Genomic DNA, 19,281 nt, shown 5'->3' on the forward strand with positions numbered 1-19,281 from the left:
ATTTAATTAATAATCGCCCAAGAAAATGCTTGGGCTGGAAATCTGCACACGAAGCGTTCATGGAGCAAGTGTTGCACTTAATTTGACAAAGTAACATATATTAATAAAGTTCAAATATCAACAATAAGTTATAACATAGCCTAAATAAAAAATGACCAACCCACAGGGCAAGTCATTTACTTGGAATACAGACAAATCTACTTCATGATATCGAGTAACGAAATAGCTTTTAAGAATTATAAAATAATAATCATTATCAATATGTAAATACTATTCAACCTTATTTGCCAGCATTATTTTCCGATGGGAAGCAAATAGTAACAGTAGTTCCTTCATTTATTGAACTTTGGAAGTCAATTGTTCCTTTATATTTTGCTGCTATATTAAAGCAAATCATCATACCTAATCCGGTTCCTTTGCTTTTTAAAGAGTAAAAAGGTGTACCGAGGCATTCAACTTCTTTTTCAGACATTCCGCGTCCATGATCTATTACTTGAATCTCTACAAAATCCTTTTTCTTTCCACCTTTAACAATAACGGAATCGCCAATATCAGAAGCCTCTATTGCATTTTTTATCACATTAATAAGCAATTGTTTTAACTCTATATTGTTCGCTGCGATATAACAATCTTCTGTTATGTCTAATTCAATATTATTATTATTTAAAAGCCCATATGAATTTAGTAAATCGGTTACGCTTTGAAGGACAACTTTTAAATTCACTAATTCAATATTTAGATTTTTTTCTGGTTTCGCAATAGATAAAAATTGAGATACCACACTCTCAGCTGTATTTAATTCATCAATCATCAAAGTAAATTGGCTCTTTACAGCATCATTAAATTGCGGATCTCTTTCATATAACTGCAAAAATCCTTTAACAACTGTAACAGGATTTCTAATTTCATGAGCAACAGCAGCTGCTAATTGTCCAGCTGTCTTTAAACGCTCTGCTTCTTTCACTTGCTCATAATATAATTCTTGTTTTTTAATACGCATATTTGTTAGATAGTAAATAAAATAAATGAGAACTTGACTAGCTAAATAGTTAAAACCGTTCCCTACTAAGTCTTGATTTATATAGATATATAGATCTCCCTGATCAATTAACGCAATAAAACCGAACGTAAATGCTATTAAAATAGCGTTGATAACTAAAGAAAAATAAAAGAGCTTAGAATCGAAAAACATAATAGCAACTGCTGGAATAAAACAGAGAAAAATAAAGTTCGACCAAGTCTCTGGATATAAAAAGAAAATATTATAAAAGTAGATGAAGGCTTCAATAATAATAATTGTTCTAAAACCATGCGTTCCATACTTAGGGTAGAGCAATAAACTTATAGATATAATTACAACAAATATGAATTGAATTGCACAACCAATTCCTAGTTCACCATCAAGTGGGTTTTTAATCAACAACCCCATAGTCATAAGTGTTATTACTAATAATACTGTAAAAAAATATACCCTCTGATTATTACGTATATAAGTCTTATACATACAAACTCCTTTAATAGTATTTCAACTTTTCAAATAGGACGTAAGATATCTAATAAACGAACAAATACAAAAAGGAAGACTTTTTTTGTAAAATGCATTTACCAACAAACAAATCACAGAAAAAGATCTTCCACATAACTAAGTTTACACCAGTTTTTGACCAACCTCTAGTAAAAAAAGAAGATATTAGGTAGTTTTTTTGTACAAAACACGCATCAGACTTAAAACAAACTGAATAATCTTACTCTCCCATTTCAAATCCTTATTCACCTCGAATATGCTATACACCTTCAGCTGTACTAGGTATTACACCATATTCTATTAAATAAGCACCTAGTGATTCACTTGTGCCACCTGTTGCTGGTTCTTCTGTAATTCCCATGGCAGCTGCAAACATTGTGATGTTCTCTTTATGCGAATTGTACATTCACCATTATTTTTAAACATAATATCACACTCCTAGAATCACTATAAGCAATTTAAAAAAAGTAAGTATATTATATTTTTGATATATTTCGCTCTCACGCAAACGAACGCACACCATCCAATAAGGGGGGGCAACAAGGCATTCGTTTGTGTCAGAACAAAATAAAAAGTACCACTAAGGGTACTTTAATCATTATTAGTTTTCGTGAATATTAATCTTCAACTTTCCATGAAAATTTGATCAAACTATCACAACACCCTGCTTATAGATTTTCGTTCCAACGTATAGCGGTTGGAGATAATTCAACAAGTTTTACTTTTCCTCAACTATTAGCCTCCTTTGATATTTAATATAAGTTAACGAAATTCAACTGCCCCATTATCTGCTGCCATTTCAAAAGCTTTTTGCCAATTACGGTATAAGTCAATCCAGTATTCACCTTCATCCAATGTATCTGCGAAGTCTTTTGCTTTTTCTGCATTATCATAGAAGTCTTTTGCTAATTTTTTTGCTACTACAAAGCCGATAACACCTTCATTGTCCGCAAAATTTATTAGTTCTTGAAATGCTTCATTGTTTGAAAATTGTTCTAACTTTGAACGCCACCAGTTAAAACCACTGTAACTACCAGCACGGAATCTAAAAACTTCTGCCCAAGTATAAACTTTTTGCGAGTCAATACCTTCTGCACGACCAGGAAAATTTTTTTCCGACCAATCCATACTATCTCCTGGCCTCCATTCCGTTGCCCAATTTAAAAGTTCTCCTTCCTCATCAAATTTAGGGTCTAAAACAACCGTTAAATTTCTGTATGTTTTAATATCTAATCCCATTTCATTCATCCCCTTAAATTTATTAATTATTAATGAAACTGACTACTTTACAATTTCCTGCCGTTAACTCTCCACCCCACGCTTAACCACTAAAGCCTGGTGAATAATCTCGTAATCTAGCAATTCAATTCGATCACCTTTGATTTTGATAATTCCCACATTCAAGTAGCCATGAATAAAGTTCTTTCTCACCAATATCAATATGGTTCTGTTTTAATAACTTTGCTAACTCCCTAATCAAGTTAGATGTTTGACTAGCAACTACCGAATCTGCGAATAATACCTTATGGCTGTTGTTGTTGAATGACAATCTTTTCTACGTTACATTTCCTCCTCTTTTAATTGAATTGCTACATTGATGATTGTGTCTGGATTTAACAAAACTTGTTCAATAGTGTCTGGTGGCATGTATGCTCCGTATTTTCTTATAGATCGAAGGACTTTTGATGTCACCATCGTTCGAAACGTTTTGCTGATCCGAGCTTCGATATAAGAAGTTAACAGTGCATACTTGATTTTTTGATGCCGTACATATCTCGATTTTGACCTGATACGTTAATTTAGCGTATTATTTAATCCTCATCCTCTTCCCCTTACACACACCAGTAGATTCTTGATCATGGCATTGGTATATTACTTTCGCTGAGGATTTAATCGATTCGTCGTGGCGTACTCCGCTCTTAGAATGTTTATTGCTGGGGGCGAGTAGTGCATTTAAGTAATTTTCAATTGTGCATATCTTACACAATTTAGCGCAAAAAAAATTAGTCCATTCAATATCTAAAACCACACCTATAGATTGTGCAACTTTTACACTTGGTATTAGACCATTCTCTATCTTGGTGTAATAAGAACGTTCTATTCCTACTTCATCAGCTACTATTTGTTGTGAAAAGTTCAATATCTTGCGTCGTTCTTTTAAAATATCAGTGAACATCTCGTCACCTCCTTTTGTATTTATTACTCATAATATATCGTGCATTTTTTGCACAGTCAACTGTTTTTGTGTATTTTCCACACAAATTAATTATTGTGCATAAAATTCACTTATAATAACCAAAGAGAAGGAGTTGATTTAGTTGGAATTTGGCGAAATCTTAAAACGATTAAGAAATAGTAAAGGGTTGTCCCAAAAAGAACTAACAGATAGACTTTTATTAAATCGTTCAACATATGCCCGTTATGAAACTTCTTCAACACAACCGGATTTTGATACTTTAAAAAAATTAGCAGACTTTTATAATGTCACTGTAGATTACCTATTAGGAAGAACAGACTCTCCTACTACTCCATCACCACTCTATAAGGATAAAAAAGAGTTCCAGGCATTCGTAAATGATCCATCGTTGCAGAAATGGTATAAAGACTTGCCGAAGTCTAGTGAAGAGGATTTACATAAGTTACGCAAGATGTGGGAGATTTTGAAGGATAACGATGACATTTAATACGATTCATAATAATGTCACTGGGCATTAATTTTTTACTTTTTTTATAAGTAAATATTGAAGATAATCTTATAAATGATTTTATGAGGTGATAATATGAAAACAAACATTTATTTAAACAATGAGAGATTTATTGCAGGAATAACCCTAAAAGATGAAACCGAACTTGAAAGCAACAACATGGCTCTTCATACATGTGTAAACCAAGAGAATGTAATGGAAAATCGCAAAAATTTAGCTACTTCCTTAAAATGCGAAGTACATGCTTTCGTCTGCGCCAACCAAACACATAGCTCGAATTTCCATAAGGTCACACTTGCTGATAAAGGCTGTGGCTCTAATCGTATTGATACCGCTATTACAGATACCGATGCCCTATATACTTATGAGTCAAATCTATTATTATGTTCTTTCACTGCTGATTGTGTCCCTGTTATTTTTTATAATGAAGTAACTGGCCTTATTGGCGTGATTCATTCTGGCTGGCAAGGTACAGTAAAAGAAATATCCTTAAACGTTTTTAATCATTTAATACAAGTCGAAAACTGTAATCCAATTGATTTACATATTCATATTGGTACGGCTCTTAGCCAAGAGAAGTTCGAAGTTGACACTGATGTATATGTAAAATTCAAAAACCTTGGCTACGCAGATGATTTTATCTATTATAATGGTGAAACTCACAAGTACCACATTGACAATCAGCAAACCGTAAAAAAACAATGTGAGCTAGCAGGAATCCCGTCTGATCGAATAATAATTGATCAAACTTGTACGTATTTAAGTCCGGAAGGATTTTCATATCGTCAGGATAAAAAAGCTGGAAGACATTTGAGTTTTATTATGAAAAAAGAAGAGTAATAAAATTAGAGCGGACTCAAATGTATCATCTTGAGTCCGCTCCTTTCATTGTTGATTTGGAATAAAGTTTGATTATTTTCTAGTAACTCTTCTTCGGCCAAAGTCCCCGTTCATAGGTCAGCAAAAGTAATCTTCACAATTTCTTCTAAGCTTAAAATAATCAATCCCTTAAATGGATTGTTCGAGAATCATGCCCAAAAATTCAGTGTACTGTACTATTCATCTGGAGTCCTGCCAAAATGACTGTATTCATTGCCAAGAGCTTAGGCTTCTTCCGAAGACATTGCATCTGCTTTGGTAACATGAACAGTACCAAATGGATGGTTAGGAGGAGCATATATCGAGTAAAGTTTTAGAGGGATATTACCTGTATTTGTTACATTATGCCATGTTCCAGCAGGTATCATTATTGCAGAATCATCGTAGACATTTCTTTCAAAGTTTAAATTATCTTTACTCTTTCCCATTTGAACAAACCCCTGACCTTGTTCAATACGTAAGAATTGATCAACGTTAGGATGTATTTCCAAACCGATATCTTCCCCAACCTTGATACTCATTAAAGTAACTTGTGAATGTTTTCCTGTCCATAAAGCAGTACGATACGTATTGTTTTGCTTCGTTGCTTTATTGATATTAATGACAAATGGTTTTGAACCATAATCTGTTAACAATATTCCACCATCACCATTGGAAGAGCGATAAGAATCAAATCTGTTTGAATGTTCTATCTCATTAGGATAATTCCAGTAAACCGGTTGTCTTTCATAGTTATACATTGGTACATTAGCATAATAAGTACATGGATACATATAAGGAACATAGTACATTTCCCTCAATCCCTTCACAGTTATAAAAATAGTTTATGCAACTTATTAACTTAAAGTACTTAGATTCAAAAAGACTAATTTTAAAGAAAGCATTTTCAGCCAAAAAACTTATTTTATTAAATAACCCGATTGTTATGCAGAGATCAAACAAGTACCTTTTAGCTAACACATTAATGTACGTACATCTCTTCACAATCTTTAAAGTTTCATTTACATAAATATCAATAAAGAAACCACCTCAACTCTAAGAAATACTATAGAGGTAAGGTGATTTCAATCAAATTTCATTATAAATAACAATCTTTTTTACAAAACTACATTCATTCATCGATACTATTTTTCTCAAACAAATAAATTTTAGCTCACAACTTTCTTAAAATATTGATAAATTTTTTCTAACTTTTTTGTTTGTCTTCCCTTTGGACTTTCCATATTACCAAATTCAAAAAACTTTACTCTTTTAATTCCTACAAAATTAAATAACGCTTTTCTCATCAATACCTTATGTGCATTATTCAACCATAAAAGTGGATACTTTGCAGGCCCCTTCATGGTGGATACACAAACGACGGACTTCCCTTTCAAAAGCCCCTCTGGTAATAGTCCCTTCTTATCTCGGTAAGCAAAATTCGCAGCGAATAATTGGTCAATGTAACCCATTAGCATTGCTGGGGGCCTCCCCCACCAGATTGGATAAACAAAGACTATTTTATCAGCCCAAGTAATTTGATTGCGATATTTCTCTAAAGAAGGATCACGATACATATCTCGCCTTCTTTTATTTTCATTAAATACTAGAAGTGGATTAAAGCCCTCTTCATATAAATCTAAAACCTGTAACTCTTTTATATTAGGATTTGCATTACTTCCTTTGATGATTTTTTGTAAAAATGCATAATTTAAGCTTTTATGATTAGGATATGTATAAACTATTAGTGTCTTCATAACGCACCTCTTTACTTATCATTCGATAACTAAAATGTACCACTTAACCAATTTCGTTGTCAAATGATAATTGTTTTATGATAACCCTTCTGTTATCTTCACTGTAAGAGGTGAAATTTATGGACAAAAATGCTCTATTTAATAAATGGGTTTCATTTACAACTTCTGTTCATCGTGTGACACACGAATTGACAAAAAACGCTAAATCAGATTCTATCACGCCAGTTCAATATAACATTTTAGAATATATTACAGTGAGTCAGCCTATTACACCAAGTGAAATCAGTGACTGTCAACATTTATCAATGCCGAACACAAGTCGAGAGCTAAAAAAATTAAGTGAAAAGAATTTAATCGAAAAGTTTAGTGATACTAAGGATCGACGAAAACAATATATTCGTCTCTCAAAAGAAGGGGAATCCATGATGAACGAGACATTTACATTAGTAGAATCCCGTTTCCTAAATCGAATACAAAATGCTTCAAAAGAAGATTTAGAGGATATTGACCGCGCCTTAAATATTCTTCAATCAAAATTATTTTTCTAAAAAACTATAGCTCCTCAATTAAAAGTTGAAAGCTAACTACAAATCAACTTTTATTGAGGAGCTATTTTAATAAGTATTCATGGAATATTTATTTGCTTAACAATTCATTGCAATAACATATAAGTTGCACTTAAAACTACTATAAAGCTCAATACCAAAACTTGTATAGCGAATGTAAAATTCGAATTTTTATGTTTCCTTTTCACTTGATGTAATTGGCTATTTGAAGAAATTAAATCCTCTTTGTACTGTTCATCCAACATTTCTTTTCTATTAATTTTTTTTTCACTTTCACTTAAGGAATTAAACCAGTTTATAAATTTTTTATAATCACCAATCACCTTTTTAGTTTCATCATACATTTTAATTTGTCCAAAATGAATCCACATCACTCTATCACAAAACGCTTCGATTTGAGATAATGAATGACTAACAAAAATGATCGTTTTTCGTTGGCTTTTAAATTCATTAATCTTATCTAGACATTTCTTGTAGAATGTTTGATCTCCAACAGATAATGCTTCATCTACAATTAATATATCGGGATTCGTATGAATTGATATTGCAAAACCTAATCGAGATTTCATCCCACTAGAATAGTTCTTAACAGGTTGATTAATAAACTTCCCTATATCTGCAAAATCAATGATATCTGATTTTAATTGATTAATTTCAGCATTACTTAAACCATGCATCAAACACTTTAGTTTTATGTTTTCTAAACCTGTTAATGAATTATTTAATCCAACAGAAATAGCAATTAATGAAGTTTCTCCATTAATTTCTATCGTTCCTAGACTTGGAGGAATTACTTGTGCAAGTAGATTTGAAAGAGTAGATTTGCCAGAACCATTAAGTCCAATAAGGCCAATGGCTTCTCCTTCATTCACTTCAAAACTGATATTTCTAAGCGCAAAAAAATGGTCTCTATCTTTTTTAAAAGAAATGATATCAAATAGTTTTTCTGATTGCTTACTATATAACCTAAAACTTTTTGATACATTCGTAAATCGAATTTTCGGATGCATTTCTTTTCCTCCGACTATAGATAGTCAACAAATCTATCACGAAATTTTATATGCATATAAGAACCAATTGTCAGTATTAAAATGGTTATACTCCAAAAATAAATGGTATAAGGAAAATCTTCGAAAAACCATTGTCCACCTAACAAAGAGTACCTAAATCCTTCGATAATATAAAATAAAGGATTTAATTTCAAAATACCTACCAATAGTTCAGGGAAATTTTGAACATTCCAGACGATTGGTAAGAAAAACATCATTAATCGAACGATTGATTGTACCATAATCTGAATATCTCGAATGATAGTTGTGAGTGTTGATAAGAGCAGTGTTAATGCAAAAAGAAAAAAATATAGGCAAAATAAATAATATAGTATTTGTACTAAATAAATCCCCGAGAAAATACCATATATTAAAACAATGACAAAAGTAAGGATAATCATAGGAATTAATGAGATTGAATTCCCCACGATTATTATAGTAGGCAGTACACTTACCGGGAAGTTCATTTTAGATACTAAATTTGCTTTTGCGTAAATACTATTGGACCCCTGTGTAATAGTCCGGCTGATATATAGCCACGGCACTAGACCAATGATTAACCATAGAAAAAATGGGGTTCCCTCAACAGGAGAACCCTTTCTTATTCCTAAACCAAAAATGAGCCAATACACGCTTATTTGAATAAATGGATTTAATATTTGCCATAAAGCTCCCAAGTAGTGCATTGCATACTTACCTTTTTCTTCATATAAACTCAATCGAAAAATCAAATTAAAATGAAAAACTTGTTCCTTCAGAATCTGTCGAACAAAATTCATACAATAGTAGCTTCCTTTTTAGTATATTTATATAGATTGCCATAGTTAATATATTCAACATAATTCGGAACACGTTTCACTACATTTTTTGTATCAAAAATCCTTATATTCGACATGTTGGCAAAATCAGAATTTCCAAATTCCTTAAACTCATGATGATCTGATAATACGACGATGAGATCTGAGTCTTTCACTGCTTGCTCTAAATCTTGCATAACCCAATCTAATTTAATATGTGGATCATACGCTCGTATCTCATAATTTTGTTGAGCTTTTAATTGATTAAAAATTTCGATTGCAGGACTTTCACGAATATCATCAACATTTCCTTTATATGTTAGTCCGAATACAGTTACTACTTTTCCTTCGACATTATTCATTAGCTTATTGACACTCTCTACTACAAATTGAGGCATAGAGGTATTAATCGTACGGGATAACTTTATTAATTGAGCAATCTCTGGTGCTTTAGCAACGATAAAATATGGATCTACAGCTAAACAGTGTCCACCTACGCCTGGCCCTGGTGTATGAAGATTGACACGTGGGTGTTTATTGGCCATTTCGATAACATCTAATGTATTTATTTCTAATAGATTACACACATTTGCTAATTCATTAGCAAGTGCTATATTTACATCTCTAAATGTATTTTCCATAAGCTTGGACATTTCCGCTGTCTTCGCATCAGTTTTAATAATTTCACCTTTTACGAAAGTACTATAAACGCTAACCCCTGCTTCTACACATGCAGGAGTTAACCCGCCAACAATACGATTATTAAATACTAATTCATGAAGAATTTGACCAGGTAGCACTCTTTCCGGACAATGCACTAAAAAAATGTCTTTTCCAACAACAAATCCTGCTTCATCTACTAATGGTTTAATGACGTCATCCATACTACGAGGTGCAATAGTAGATTCAACAATAATTACATTACCTTGCTCTAAATATGGTAATACTGATTTTATTGCACTAATCACATAGGTTAAATCACAGGATCTATATTGATCATGATTATTAGGTGTTGGAACAGCAATAATAAACACATCGGCCTTTTCAGGAATGATTGAAGCTCTGAATGTTCCCATTGCAATGACTTCATCTAGTGCATCTTGTAGTCCTGGCTCTTCGATATGAATTTCTCCATTATTTAATGAATCAATTACTTCTTTCTTCACATCAACTCCTACTACCTCTACATTGTTTTTTGCAAACATGATAGAAGTCGGTAAGCCGATATATCCTAAGCCAACAGTGCATAATTTCATCATTATTTCCTCCAATATTCATGGTAAAAGTTTAATGGATTGTTGATGTACTAAATTGATTCATGTTGACATTGAAGTTGCCCTTTTAGCATTCTCACTTCCTTTCAAAATGATTCTTTGCATTCAATTAATTCGAAAAATATTTAACGATTTGCTTATATTTTCTCTTCTCATATAGAGCAGCAAATTTATCAATATCCAAAGAATTATTAATTAAATACTCTTTATACAATAAGTAAATCTTGTAGAGAGTATCAATTGCCTCTTGTTGATCCTCATACTTTATCTTTTTAATTCTAATGAGATACCAATTTTTAAAGTAGAAGTTAAATCTTCGCTCCATATATAAATCCAACAGGTTATTTTTTATCAAAAATGGTAGTCTTTCTTTCTCTAATGTATAATATTTTTCAAAAAACTCTTTCGTAACCGTATTCGTAACAGATCCTGATACAGCTGCGTAATAAATATGTATATCTTTATCAATCACAGCCCCTTTACTAGAATGCAACAGCAATTCTTGGAAAAATAACGTATCTTGACCACCTGCATTTTCAACCATTTTCAAGTTATTATTTATTATGATTTCCCTTTTCACTACTAATGCCTGAATACTTTGTGCCCTCAAGTCAGTATCCATTAATAATTGTTTTGGATAATTAATAATATTGCTCTGACATGCACCAATGACCGTTTCAAAATATTTAAAATTAACAATTTTCAAATTATTTAACTTAATCATATTTCCTATTGCTATATCTACTTCTCTATTACTTTTTAGTACATGTAACAATTGTGCATATCCATCATTAACGGCTTCATTGTCTGGATCTAAATAAGTTACATATTCGGTAGTAGCAAGTTCTGCTCCCTTATTTCTTGCTCTTGAAGCACTTCCACTTCCACCCTCATGAAAGAAATGGGTTAAGACGTTAGGATGTTCCCTGGCTATTCTATTAATAGTAGTAATCGTCTCTTTCTTCGAAGAACCATCATCTACAATGATGATTTCCATCTCCTTAAAAAGGCTACTTCTTTTAAGACTATTAAAACATTTGTTTAACAAGTATTTCCCATTATTAAAAACAGGTACGATAACAGATAATTCATACACAATTTCATCCGTTTCAAGTTGAGGATTCTTAGGTAAAGCATTTAATTCAAAGTGGTCAATAGAATAGCCATTATCGCTTCGATAATTTTGCTGCATCTTTAACAACTCATTTGCTTTGAAAGAACCGGACCAAAACACCGTTTTATATTTATCTTTTATCTCATTTATATAAGTATGTTCATTACCTTCAACTAGTTGGTTTCCATGATAGTAACTATTTTTTGAAATATAATCAGAGTTTGTATATTTAAATCCATTTATCATATCTTCTAGATAATATTCTTGATAATTATATGTTGAATTAAAAAATGCTATAAAATCATACTCTATTTTTAGATGTTCATTAAACTCAGCTTCTGTTACGATTTGCTTTTCTAAATAAGTTTGATGATTAAAATCTCTTATTACATTAGCACTCATAGAATCTACTACTACCAGTACTTTTTTTGAATGTAGCTGCCTACTATACCCAATACAACCTAATAGATAATCAAATCTTTCAAACGTAGTATGCGATGACATGACATTTCTAATGCCAATTACCTGATGTTTATACACCTCTTCACTAGTAAATCCGTTTATAATATCTTTCATTTCGTTCTTATCATTCACTAGAAAGACGTTTGGAAACTTATCATTCACCCCTACACTATAATTAGAGACAATTATATTTCCAATGGCTTGTAGTTCGTAAATTCTGTTCGCAAACATTGTTTCACTAAATTTTATTGAATTTAAGTTAATAGCCCAATCGTATAATTTATGAACTTTTTGAAGATATTCATGTTCAATAGATGGAGATATATACTGCAAATACTTTGATGGAAAAAAATAGTTAGGTTTATTTAACTGAAAATTCCTATCGATTATTTTTAATCTTCTATTCGCCTTAGTTACCCCATCGAATATCTCCATTGTTTCCTTTTGTCTTTCTGGATATTTCGTTAGCCAGGATCCAGCAAAGAAAACATCATTACTTTTTTGAATGTTTTTTATCCCAATTGGATTATGGTAAAGTGGATTTACGCCAAACTCTAAAACAAAGATTTTGTCATGATGACAGTCTTTTCGATAACTTTCAATTTTCTCTATTGCTGTAGTAAATACGTACTCACATTTTTTGGCTAACCCTATGAATGCCTCGTAATTAACAGGATCTTCTTTAGAGTAAAACACCGTTTTCACTTTATTCTTTTTAAAAAAATGTATCACCTTGTGAGCTTCTCTTCTTTTATTGGAAGAAGGATTTCCTAAACCATCCCACGTTTTATCTACACCTTTCCAAGTACTGACCACTAATAAAATATCTAATTGATTTTTGTAATCTTTATAGTTGGAAAATGTAATTGGATAAAAGTTTGCTACATCTTTGTATGATTGATATAAAAATTCATCGGCTATGATTCCGACATTCATTTTATACTTTTGATAATAACGACTTCCGTTGCTATCAGGTATCTTTTCAAGCATAGGTTTTATGTGATCAAAATACTCGAAATCAGCAACTTCTTCCCTATACTCTAAATATTCCTCTTTATCCATTTTATTTGATGTATCTACCTCTTCATCAAATAAAGTGAACTGTTCGATTGAGATATCTATTGGTAATTCACAATTTTTTAATAAATAGTCAATTTCATATTTTTCTTTTTTAATCGCATATTCGATTATTTCTTTTCTTGATTTTATTTGATTGATTTGCTCATCCAAATTAGCTATTTTCATTTTTCTTGCCTCGCTTAATTCTTTTCAGGAATCTCCAATATGCATAAGTTAACTTACCTAGTTTCGAATTACTAATTGCATAATATTGCGCTGATAATTGTTTGTACGACGTTAATAATTTTTCTTCACTTTCATAAATTCTTATAAGCTCCTCAAAAATGCTTATTTTAGACTGCTTTTCGTATATTAGTCGTTTTGTTAGTTGATCCAATTCTTCAGATGTGTCATTTGTTTTCAAATCCAACATAAACACTCCTATTATTTTTAATTAGATATAGTAGTTTCAATTGCTTTAAAATAACTTGAAAATCTCTTAGTATAAACATTCATGAACAATTCTTTTTCTCTATCCCAATTATAGATTTCACTTGCTTTTATACTGTTTTCACTTAATTGATTACGCAATTTTCTATCTTCTAATAACCTGTTTACGGCATCAGCAATTGCGCTTGGATTATGAGAGTCTATACATATCCCTGTATTTTCTCCCTCGATTACTCTTTTAATTTCAGGAAAGTCACATGCTACAACTGGCACACCTGCCATCATATATTCAAATAATTTATTTGATGAAGCCGAGTAATGGTTAAAGTTTGTATTATTTAATACTTGAAAAGCTAAATAAGCATTTATTGTATATTTAGATAGTTCATTTAGTGGTACCTTTGCTATGAACCTTACCTTTTCTTGAAGGCTCATCTCTTTCACCATTTTTACCAAATCAGCTTTAATTCTACCGTCACCTATTAGCACTAGCGTCCCTTCCTTAAATTTTGGGACAGCCTGTATTAATTGTTTCAATCCCCTACCAGCTTGAATGCCTCCTTGGTAAAGAAGGATCTTTTCATCTGTAGGTAATTGAAGGATTTTATGAAGGTTTACTGTCTCATTTGAAATGGCTGTCTGTTTAAATGGATAATTATGAACTACATCTGGATAAAAGCCATATAAATCTTCATTGTATTTAGCTCTTGTATGATTTTCTACTATCATGGAATCAATTCTTTTTATGAAGAATCGCTCCATCATGCCATAAATAGGACTATCGTAGCCTGTTCTACTAGTTTGTACTTCATGGGAATCGTAAATAAGTGGTTTCTTATTTAGTCGCCATTTCGAACATATAAAACCTTGGGGTAAGGTATTCAAATCATTCGAATGATACAGATCATATTTTTTCTTGCTGCCTTTCATAATCATTCGAGAAATTATGCTGCCTCTAATAAACACTGTCTTCACCTTTGTCTTTAGAATAAGAAGTCCCAATAAGGTTAGCGGTAGGATTACTAAAGGAAGAAAACAAGCTGTTAACATCCAAATTATAAAAGTGATAACGCCAACTAATTTATACCTCAAACAAAACCTGTAATACGTTTGAAGTATAGTAAATAAAATAGGATATCTCCGAACTCTATAAACATTAAAATTTCCAGCTCTATTTTCTTCGAATTTCATCGTTTGATCATTTGGATCATGTATACAAATAAGATCTACTTTATATCCCTCTTCTGATAAAGCGGTACATTCCCTAAGCACTCTAGCATCGTTCGTGAAATTATTCCAAACAAACATACATACGTTTTTACTCATAATGTTAAATCCCTATCTATTTTGCTGTTTAATGGTCCTGCTCCACTGAATTTATAATCACTTTCAAATAAACATGTTAATTTTTGAATATTTTTTTCCCACAAGAAATGATTTTTAATTAACTTAATACTGTTATTCGCTATTTCTTCTCGTACTTCAGGTTTGTTTTTTAACATCAAAATATATTCTACTATTTCAGCTGCATCTCGATTTTCAGAAACAAAGCCTGTTTGATTTTTTTCAATAAGTTCTTTTGAATATCCTGAAACAGCTGCTACAACTGGTAGTCCAGATGACATATAATCAATTAATTTACCGGGTAAAACCGTATCAAACACTTCTTTATTATTTAATGCAAGTACACCAACATCATGATTTGCATTTAACTTTAAACACTCATTTCTAGTAGTTGGATTCTCAATTGTTACATTATGCAACTTGTTTTCTTTAATAAAATTGAATAGTTCATTTTTCTTTTGTCCATAGCCAACAATAGTGATCATAATATTATTTTCAGCCAAGTTATGAACTAATTCTTTGAGGAAATCTACATCTTGAGCAAGTCCAATATTACCTGTATAAATGACTTTAAAATGTTCATCTTCTTTATCTACTGGATTTACTTCATATTCTCTAGCAGCATTCGGAATAAATATGATTTTATTGTTATCTACTTTTGCCTTTTTCACTATATAATCCATGAAAGCAATACTATTAATGACGATGTAGTTTGCTTTTCTATATAAATAAATTTCTAATATGGAAAAAAACTTAATAATAAATTTATTATTAAAGACCCCAACCCCTTTTAATGATTCTGGCCAAAGATCTCTAATATCTAAAATAAATTTGGATTTATACTTAATTTTTGCTATGACTCCAACAAATGCCATAAATATTGCTGGTGATGTAACGAATACTGCGTCATATTTTTGTTTATCAAATAAAACATAAAACAACATTTTTAGAGAGATTTCCAAATAATGAATTAACCTATTTAACATACTAAATGCGTATTTCCTATTTTTAACATGCACTCTGTGAATATTTTGATGATCATTTAACGATTTGTTATTCCAAAACTGCCTATCTTCATATAGACTTTTATTCGGATAAGATGGTTCTGTTGTCAATACAGAGACCTCGTATCCTTCTATCTGTAATAATTGAAAAATATTATTCATTCTATTTGCATGGCTACCAATTTCAGGATGAAAATTTTGTGTGATAATCAATACTTTGGTTTTTGACAATTAGAGTATCCTCCTAAATTAAATGGTTTTACCGTAACAAGTTTGATTGTTGTTTTTTCATTACATCTGATAGCCTATTCATTGTAACATTAGTTTTTACATTATTTGTTAATGTAATGATTCTTTATTATTAACTTCTTGTAAACTTATATTAATAAAAGTAAATTATCGAAGTTTATTATTAAATTCGCTTCTTTATTGAATTTGTACTTTTTTAAAACTATAATTACTCATAAAGATCCCTTTATTCGAACTAACTCAGATTTCTTTTGAACTGACTCAACTATTCTTTAAAAGTATTACCGACTTTGATTTTCTGCTAAAATAAAAAAAACCATCTTCAAAAGAGGCTTTTGAGATGGTCATTTTGCTATTTTTTCATCAGTTAAGCGATACCCTTCTTTAAGCATGGGGATACTCAATCCGAAGGTCATCTGTAAATGAGGGTAATCTTTGAATCCCCTCCAATCTCCACCCCATTCAAATCCAAGTTCTTTTGCTAGTTCAGCGACTTCAAACCAATCGGATTCTCCATCCTTATTACCATCATATTCGATATCCCATTCTATACCGCCAGTAGCATTTTTTATAGCATAATCAAAGGCTAATCCATAATTATGATATGATTCTCCACCTTTTGAGTAAGTGACGATATTTCCTTTGATAGACCTTCCTTGTTCGTATAACTCATCCTGTTTTTCAAAGGATCTAATACCTGCTGTAATCATGACATCTATATTTTTATCTGCTGCTCTTTGTAATAAAATATTTTTGGCTTCCTCCACAATCGGATGTAGTCCAGTTGGTATTGGTGCTTCATCTCCTAGGTACGTATATTGGTCATTTTTTACTTGGTTGTATATAAAAAATATACTAATAGGGATAAGGATAAGGATAGAAATAATAATACCCATTACTAAACGATAATTAATACTGCTCTTCATGTATAATTGTTCTCCTCAAAAAATGATTCAGCTTTAGTATGAATCATTCATTTGTCTTCATTCATTATAACGTAAAATGAATGGGGACAAAAAAGGAGAAAATAGCTTAGATATTAGCTCAAATTTCAATTTTGAATATGAACAGTAGCCAATAAAGGCATGTTCTTTCTTCAAGATTCTTCGGAAGATTTTTTTCCATTATATTAAAACTCCTTCAAAAAATTGTTCTACCACCACGTTTTCAAAAATTGCATCGTGCTTTCTCTTCCAATTCTGATTAAACTATCTTTCGTCTCTTGATCTAAATCAAATTGTGTCGCGCTGTAATTTTCAACAGGTATGAAAATAATATCCTTTTCAAGTCTACGAGAAATATAACGTTCATCATGTGCATCTTTTATCGTTGTAAAAAGTGCTTCAAATAAATTGAGTCCATTATTAATTTTTTGAGGAGCCATATCTTCTCTAGGATTACTTAGCTTCAAGCCAATAACTGGACGTTCCTTTCGACCAGTTTCATCATCAAAAATCCATATGGGAAAATTACTAAGTACACCGCCATCCACTACTATCGATTCTCCGTTAGCAATCTTTAATTTGACCGGCTCAAAGAAAAAAGGAATACCACAGCTCATTCGTAAAGCACGAGCTACCGAAAATGACTCCCCATCTATCCCGTATTTTTTCAAGTCATCAGGCAATATTAGCATTTTGCCATTGGTTAAATCAGAAGCGATAAGCTTTATAGAACCATCTGGTAAATCCCCAAATGTATAAACACCTTTAACTGCAAGTTTTTTATAAAACCATTTTTCTAATGCTTTGCCTTGATATAATCCCATTTTAAAATAAAGATTGAGCCATTTTAGAAATGATAGTCCAAACAATGTTCTAGGTGGATCAAGAAGCGAAGAAACGTCTAGTTCATCTAACATCTTCTCTATTTCATCTGAAGTAAATCCAGCCGCAATAAAACTTGCAAAAATAGCGCCAGCACTTGTTCCAGCTACTCGATTAAAATGAATGTCCCTTTCTTCAAGCACTTGATATGCCCCTACATATGCAAAGCCTTTTATTCCTCCACCAGAAAATACCCCGTCGACAATCAATGCTTTCCCCCCTTTATACCTACTTGTATTTCTGTAAGAAATAAGAGCGTTATTAAGAACTTATGTCGAAAAAGCAATGAAAATGTTTCTCTTTTAAAATTTTTGTTAGATTGATTATCGAGAAACTAATGTTTTAGAATCTAATTAGGTAAATTCATTGGATAGAAGGTTTGTTTATACGTACCGTTAGTTTAAGACCGTTAATTTCCACTACGGTCGACGCTTTCCGCGGACGGGAGCCAAGTCGCTTCGTCGCTATGCTCCTGCAGGGTCTTAGACTGTCCCTTTCCCGCAGGAGTCGCCACCTTCGTTCCAATCAACTACACATGCAATATAAATAAATAAATAAATAAGACTGTTGATTTCCGCTACGGTGGACGCTTTCCGCGGGCGGGTGCCAAGCCGCTTCGTCGCTACGCTCCTGTAGGGTCTTGGACTGTCCCGCTTTTCCCGCAGGAGTCGCCACCTCCGCTCCAATCAACTATACATGTAATATAAACAAATAAATAAGACCGTTGATTTCTGCTACGGTCGACGCTTTCCGCGGACGGGAGCCAAGTCGCTTCGTCGCTATGCTCCTGCAGGGTCTTGGACTGTCCCGCTTTTCCCGCAGGAGTCGCCACCTTCGCTCCAATCAACTACACATGGAATATAAACAATCTTTTAAAGTTAGGAAAATCATGATTTAAAAAATAATCCTGAAAGAGATCAAATTGAAATGATTGCTTTGGATCCACTAGTACCTCAAAAACGATGCTATGGAATACCTTAAAAGGTCTTAAATGTGTTCATACAAGCGATGCTTACTTTTGCTGTGAATTTAAAGAAACTCGCTAATTGTCCTTAGTAAAGTTCAAAAATGGTATACAAGTTAACACTCAAAAAGTATTTTATCTATAAAAGAGGTTCTTAAATAACAAAAGACATTCAGGATTAAACCATTATGAATGCCTTTTATCTACATATTGAAGCCATCACTATTATGAAGGCTTTTCAGTGTATTTATAATTATAAATAATGGGATCTGGAATTA

18 protein-coding genes are annotated in these 19,281 nt (G+C 31.9%); 3 read left to right on the forward strand and 15 right to left on the reverse strand.

Features of this window, described 5'->3' with window-relative positions:
• Nucleotides 1-280 precede the first annotated feature (280 nt).
• The 4 genes from ACQKMD_RS08980 to ACQKMD_RS08995 all read right to left on the reverse strand — a co-directional run bounded on the left by ACQKMD_RS08980 (nucleotide 281) and on the right by ACQKMD_RS08995 (nucleotide 3,701).
• On the reverse strand, nucleotides 281-1,504 hold the full coding sequence (locus ACQKMD_RS08980; RefSeq protein ID WP_427751298.1) for an ATP-binding protein: 1,224 nt from the start codon (nucleotides 1,502-1,504) through the stop codon (nucleotides 281-283).
• A 783-nt stretch (nucleotides 1,505-2,287) separates the two neighbouring features.
• Complete coding sequence (locus ACQKMD_RS08985) at nucleotides 2,288-2,764, reverse strand: hypothetical protein (RefSeq protein ID WP_427751300.1); 477 nt, start codon at nucleotides 2,762-2,764, stop codon at nucleotides 2,288-2,290.
• 133 nt (nucleotides 2,765-2,897) lie between these two features.
• Entirely contained in the window at nucleotides 2,898-3,074 is a 177-nt protein-coding gene (locus tag ACQKMD_RS08990; protein ID WP_427751301.1) for a phage antirepressor KilAC domain-containing protein, read from the reverse strand.
• A gap of 258 nt (nucleotides 3,075-3,332) precedes the next feature.
• Nucleotides 3,333-3,701 carry a helix-turn-helix transcriptional regulator gene (locus ACQKMD_RS08995; RefSeq protein WP_427751302.1) on the reverse strand — a complete coding sequence of 123 codons (369 nt, stop codon included), beginning with the start codon at nucleotides 3,699-3,701 and terminating at the stop codon, nucleotides 3,333-3,335.
• A 142-nt stretch (nucleotides 3,702-3,843) separates the two neighbouring features.
• Here ACQKMD_RS08995 and ACQKMD_RS09000 point away from each other — a divergent pair, with 142 nt between their 5' ends.
• Together ACQKMD_RS09000 and pgeF are read left to right on the forward strand one after the other, a co-directional pair.
• Nucleotides 3,844-4,209, forward strand: a complete 366-nt coding sequence (locus tag ACQKMD_RS09000; RefSeq protein ID WP_427751304.1) for a helix-turn-helix domain-containing protein — start codon at nucleotides 3,844-3,846, stop codon at nucleotides 4,207-4,209.
• 96 nt (nucleotides 4,210-4,305) lie between these two features.
• Entirely contained in the window at nucleotides 4,306-5,070 is a 765-nt protein-coding gene (gene pgeF / locus ACQKMD_RS09005) for a peptidoglycan editing factor PgeF (protein ID WP_427751306.1), read from the forward strand.
• Between the two features lie 263 nt (nucleotides 5,071-5,333).
• Here pgeF and ACQKMD_RS09010 read toward each other — a convergent pair whose 3' ends face one another.
• Nucleotides 5,334-5,900: a cupin domain-containing protein gene (locus ACQKMD_RS09010; RefSeq protein ID WP_427751307.1), complete on the reverse strand. Its 567-nt coding sequence runs from the start codon at nucleotides 5,898-5,900 to the stop codon at nucleotides 5,334-5,336.
• A 357-nt stretch (nucleotides 5,901-6,257) separates the two neighbouring features.
• Nucleotides 6,258-6,845: an NAD(P)H-dependent oxidoreductase gene (locus tag ACQKMD_RS09015; RefSeq protein ID WP_427751308.1), complete on the reverse strand. Its 588-nt coding sequence runs from the start codon at nucleotides 6,843-6,845 to the stop codon at nucleotides 6,258-6,260.
• A gap of 119 nt (nucleotides 6,846-6,964) precedes the next feature.
• Between ACQKMD_RS09015 and ACQKMD_RS09020 the strand changes: the two genes are divergently transcribed.
• Nucleotides 6,965-7,393: a MarR family winged helix-turn-helix transcriptional regulator gene (locus tag ACQKMD_RS09020; protein WP_427751310.1), complete on the forward strand. Its 429-nt coding sequence runs from the start codon at nucleotides 6,965-6,967 to the stop codon at nucleotides 7,391-7,393.
• A gap of 104 nt (nucleotides 7,394-7,497) precedes the next feature.
• On the opposite strand, the gene ACQKMD_RS09025 is transcribed toward ACQKMD_RS09020, so the two are convergent.
• The 9 genes from ACQKMD_RS09025 to ACQKMD_RS09065 form a co-directional block, all read right to left on the reverse strand.
• A complete protein-coding gene (locus ACQKMD_RS09025; RefSeq protein WP_427751312.1) occupies nucleotides 7,498-8,421 on the reverse strand; it encodes an ABC transporter ATP-binding protein in 924 nt (307 codons plus the stop codon).
• A 14-nt stretch (nucleotides 8,422-8,435) separates the two neighbouring features.
• Entirely contained in the window at nucleotides 8,436-9,239 is an 804-nt protein-coding gene (locus ACQKMD_RS09030; RefSeq protein ID WP_427751314.1) for an ABC transporter permease, read from the reverse strand.
• Complete coding sequence (locus ACQKMD_RS09035) at nucleotides 9,236-10,513, reverse strand: nucleotide sugar dehydrogenase (RefSeq protein WP_427751436.1); 1,278 nt, start codon at nucleotides 10,511-10,513, stop codon at nucleotides 9,236-9,238. The genes ACQKMD_RS09030 and ACQKMD_RS09035 overlap by 4 nt, the downstream gene beginning before the upstream one ends.
• 127 nt (nucleotides 10,514-10,640) lie before the next feature.
• A complete protein-coding gene (locus tag ACQKMD_RS09040; RefSeq protein WP_427751316.1) occupies nucleotides 10,641-13,352 on the reverse strand; it encodes a glycosyltransferase in 2,712 nt (903 codons plus the stop codon).
• Complete coding sequence (locus ACQKMD_RS09045) at nucleotides 13,339-13,596, reverse strand: hypothetical protein (protein ID WP_427751318.1); 258 nt, start codon at nucleotides 13,594-13,596, stop codon at nucleotides 13,339-13,341. Before ACQKMD_RS09045 ends, ACQKMD_RS09040 begins: the two co-directional genes overlap by 14 nt.
• A 20-nt stretch (nucleotides 13,597-13,616) precedes the next feature.
• Entirely contained in the window at nucleotides 13,617-14,945 is a 1,329-nt protein-coding gene (locus tag ACQKMD_RS09050; RefSeq protein ID WP_427751438.1) for a glycosyltransferase, read from the reverse strand.
• Nucleotides 14,939-16,195: a glycosyltransferase family 4 protein gene (locus ACQKMD_RS09055; RefSeq protein WP_427751320.1), complete on the reverse strand. Its 1,257-nt coding sequence runs from the start codon at nucleotides 16,193-16,195 to the stop codon at nucleotides 14,939-14,941. Before ACQKMD_RS09055 ends, ACQKMD_RS09050 begins: the two co-directional genes overlap by 7 nt.
• 362 nt (nucleotides 16,196-16,557) lie before the next feature.
• Nucleotides 16,558-17,139 carry a M15 family metallopeptidase gene (locus ACQKMD_RS09060; RefSeq protein WP_427751322.1) on the reverse strand — a complete coding sequence of 194 codons (582 nt, stop codon included), beginning with the start codon at nucleotides 17,137-17,139 and terminating at the stop codon, nucleotides 16,558-16,560.
• A 227-nt stretch (nucleotides 17,140-17,366) separates the two neighbouring features.
• Nucleotides 17,367-18,248 (reverse strand): patatin-like phospholipase family protein, encoded by an 882-nt coding sequence (locus tag ACQKMD_RS09065; RefSeq protein WP_427751323.1) that lies wholly within the window; start codon nucleotides 18,246-18,248, stop codon nucleotides 17,367-17,369.
• Nucleotides 18,249-19,281: the final 1,033 nt, after the last annotated feature.

Origin of the sequence: Viridibacillus sp. NPDC096237, assembly GCF_050278625.1 — a bacterium.
Taxonomy (GTDB): Bacteria; Bacillota; Bacilli; order Bacillales_A; family Planococcaceae; genus Viridibacillus.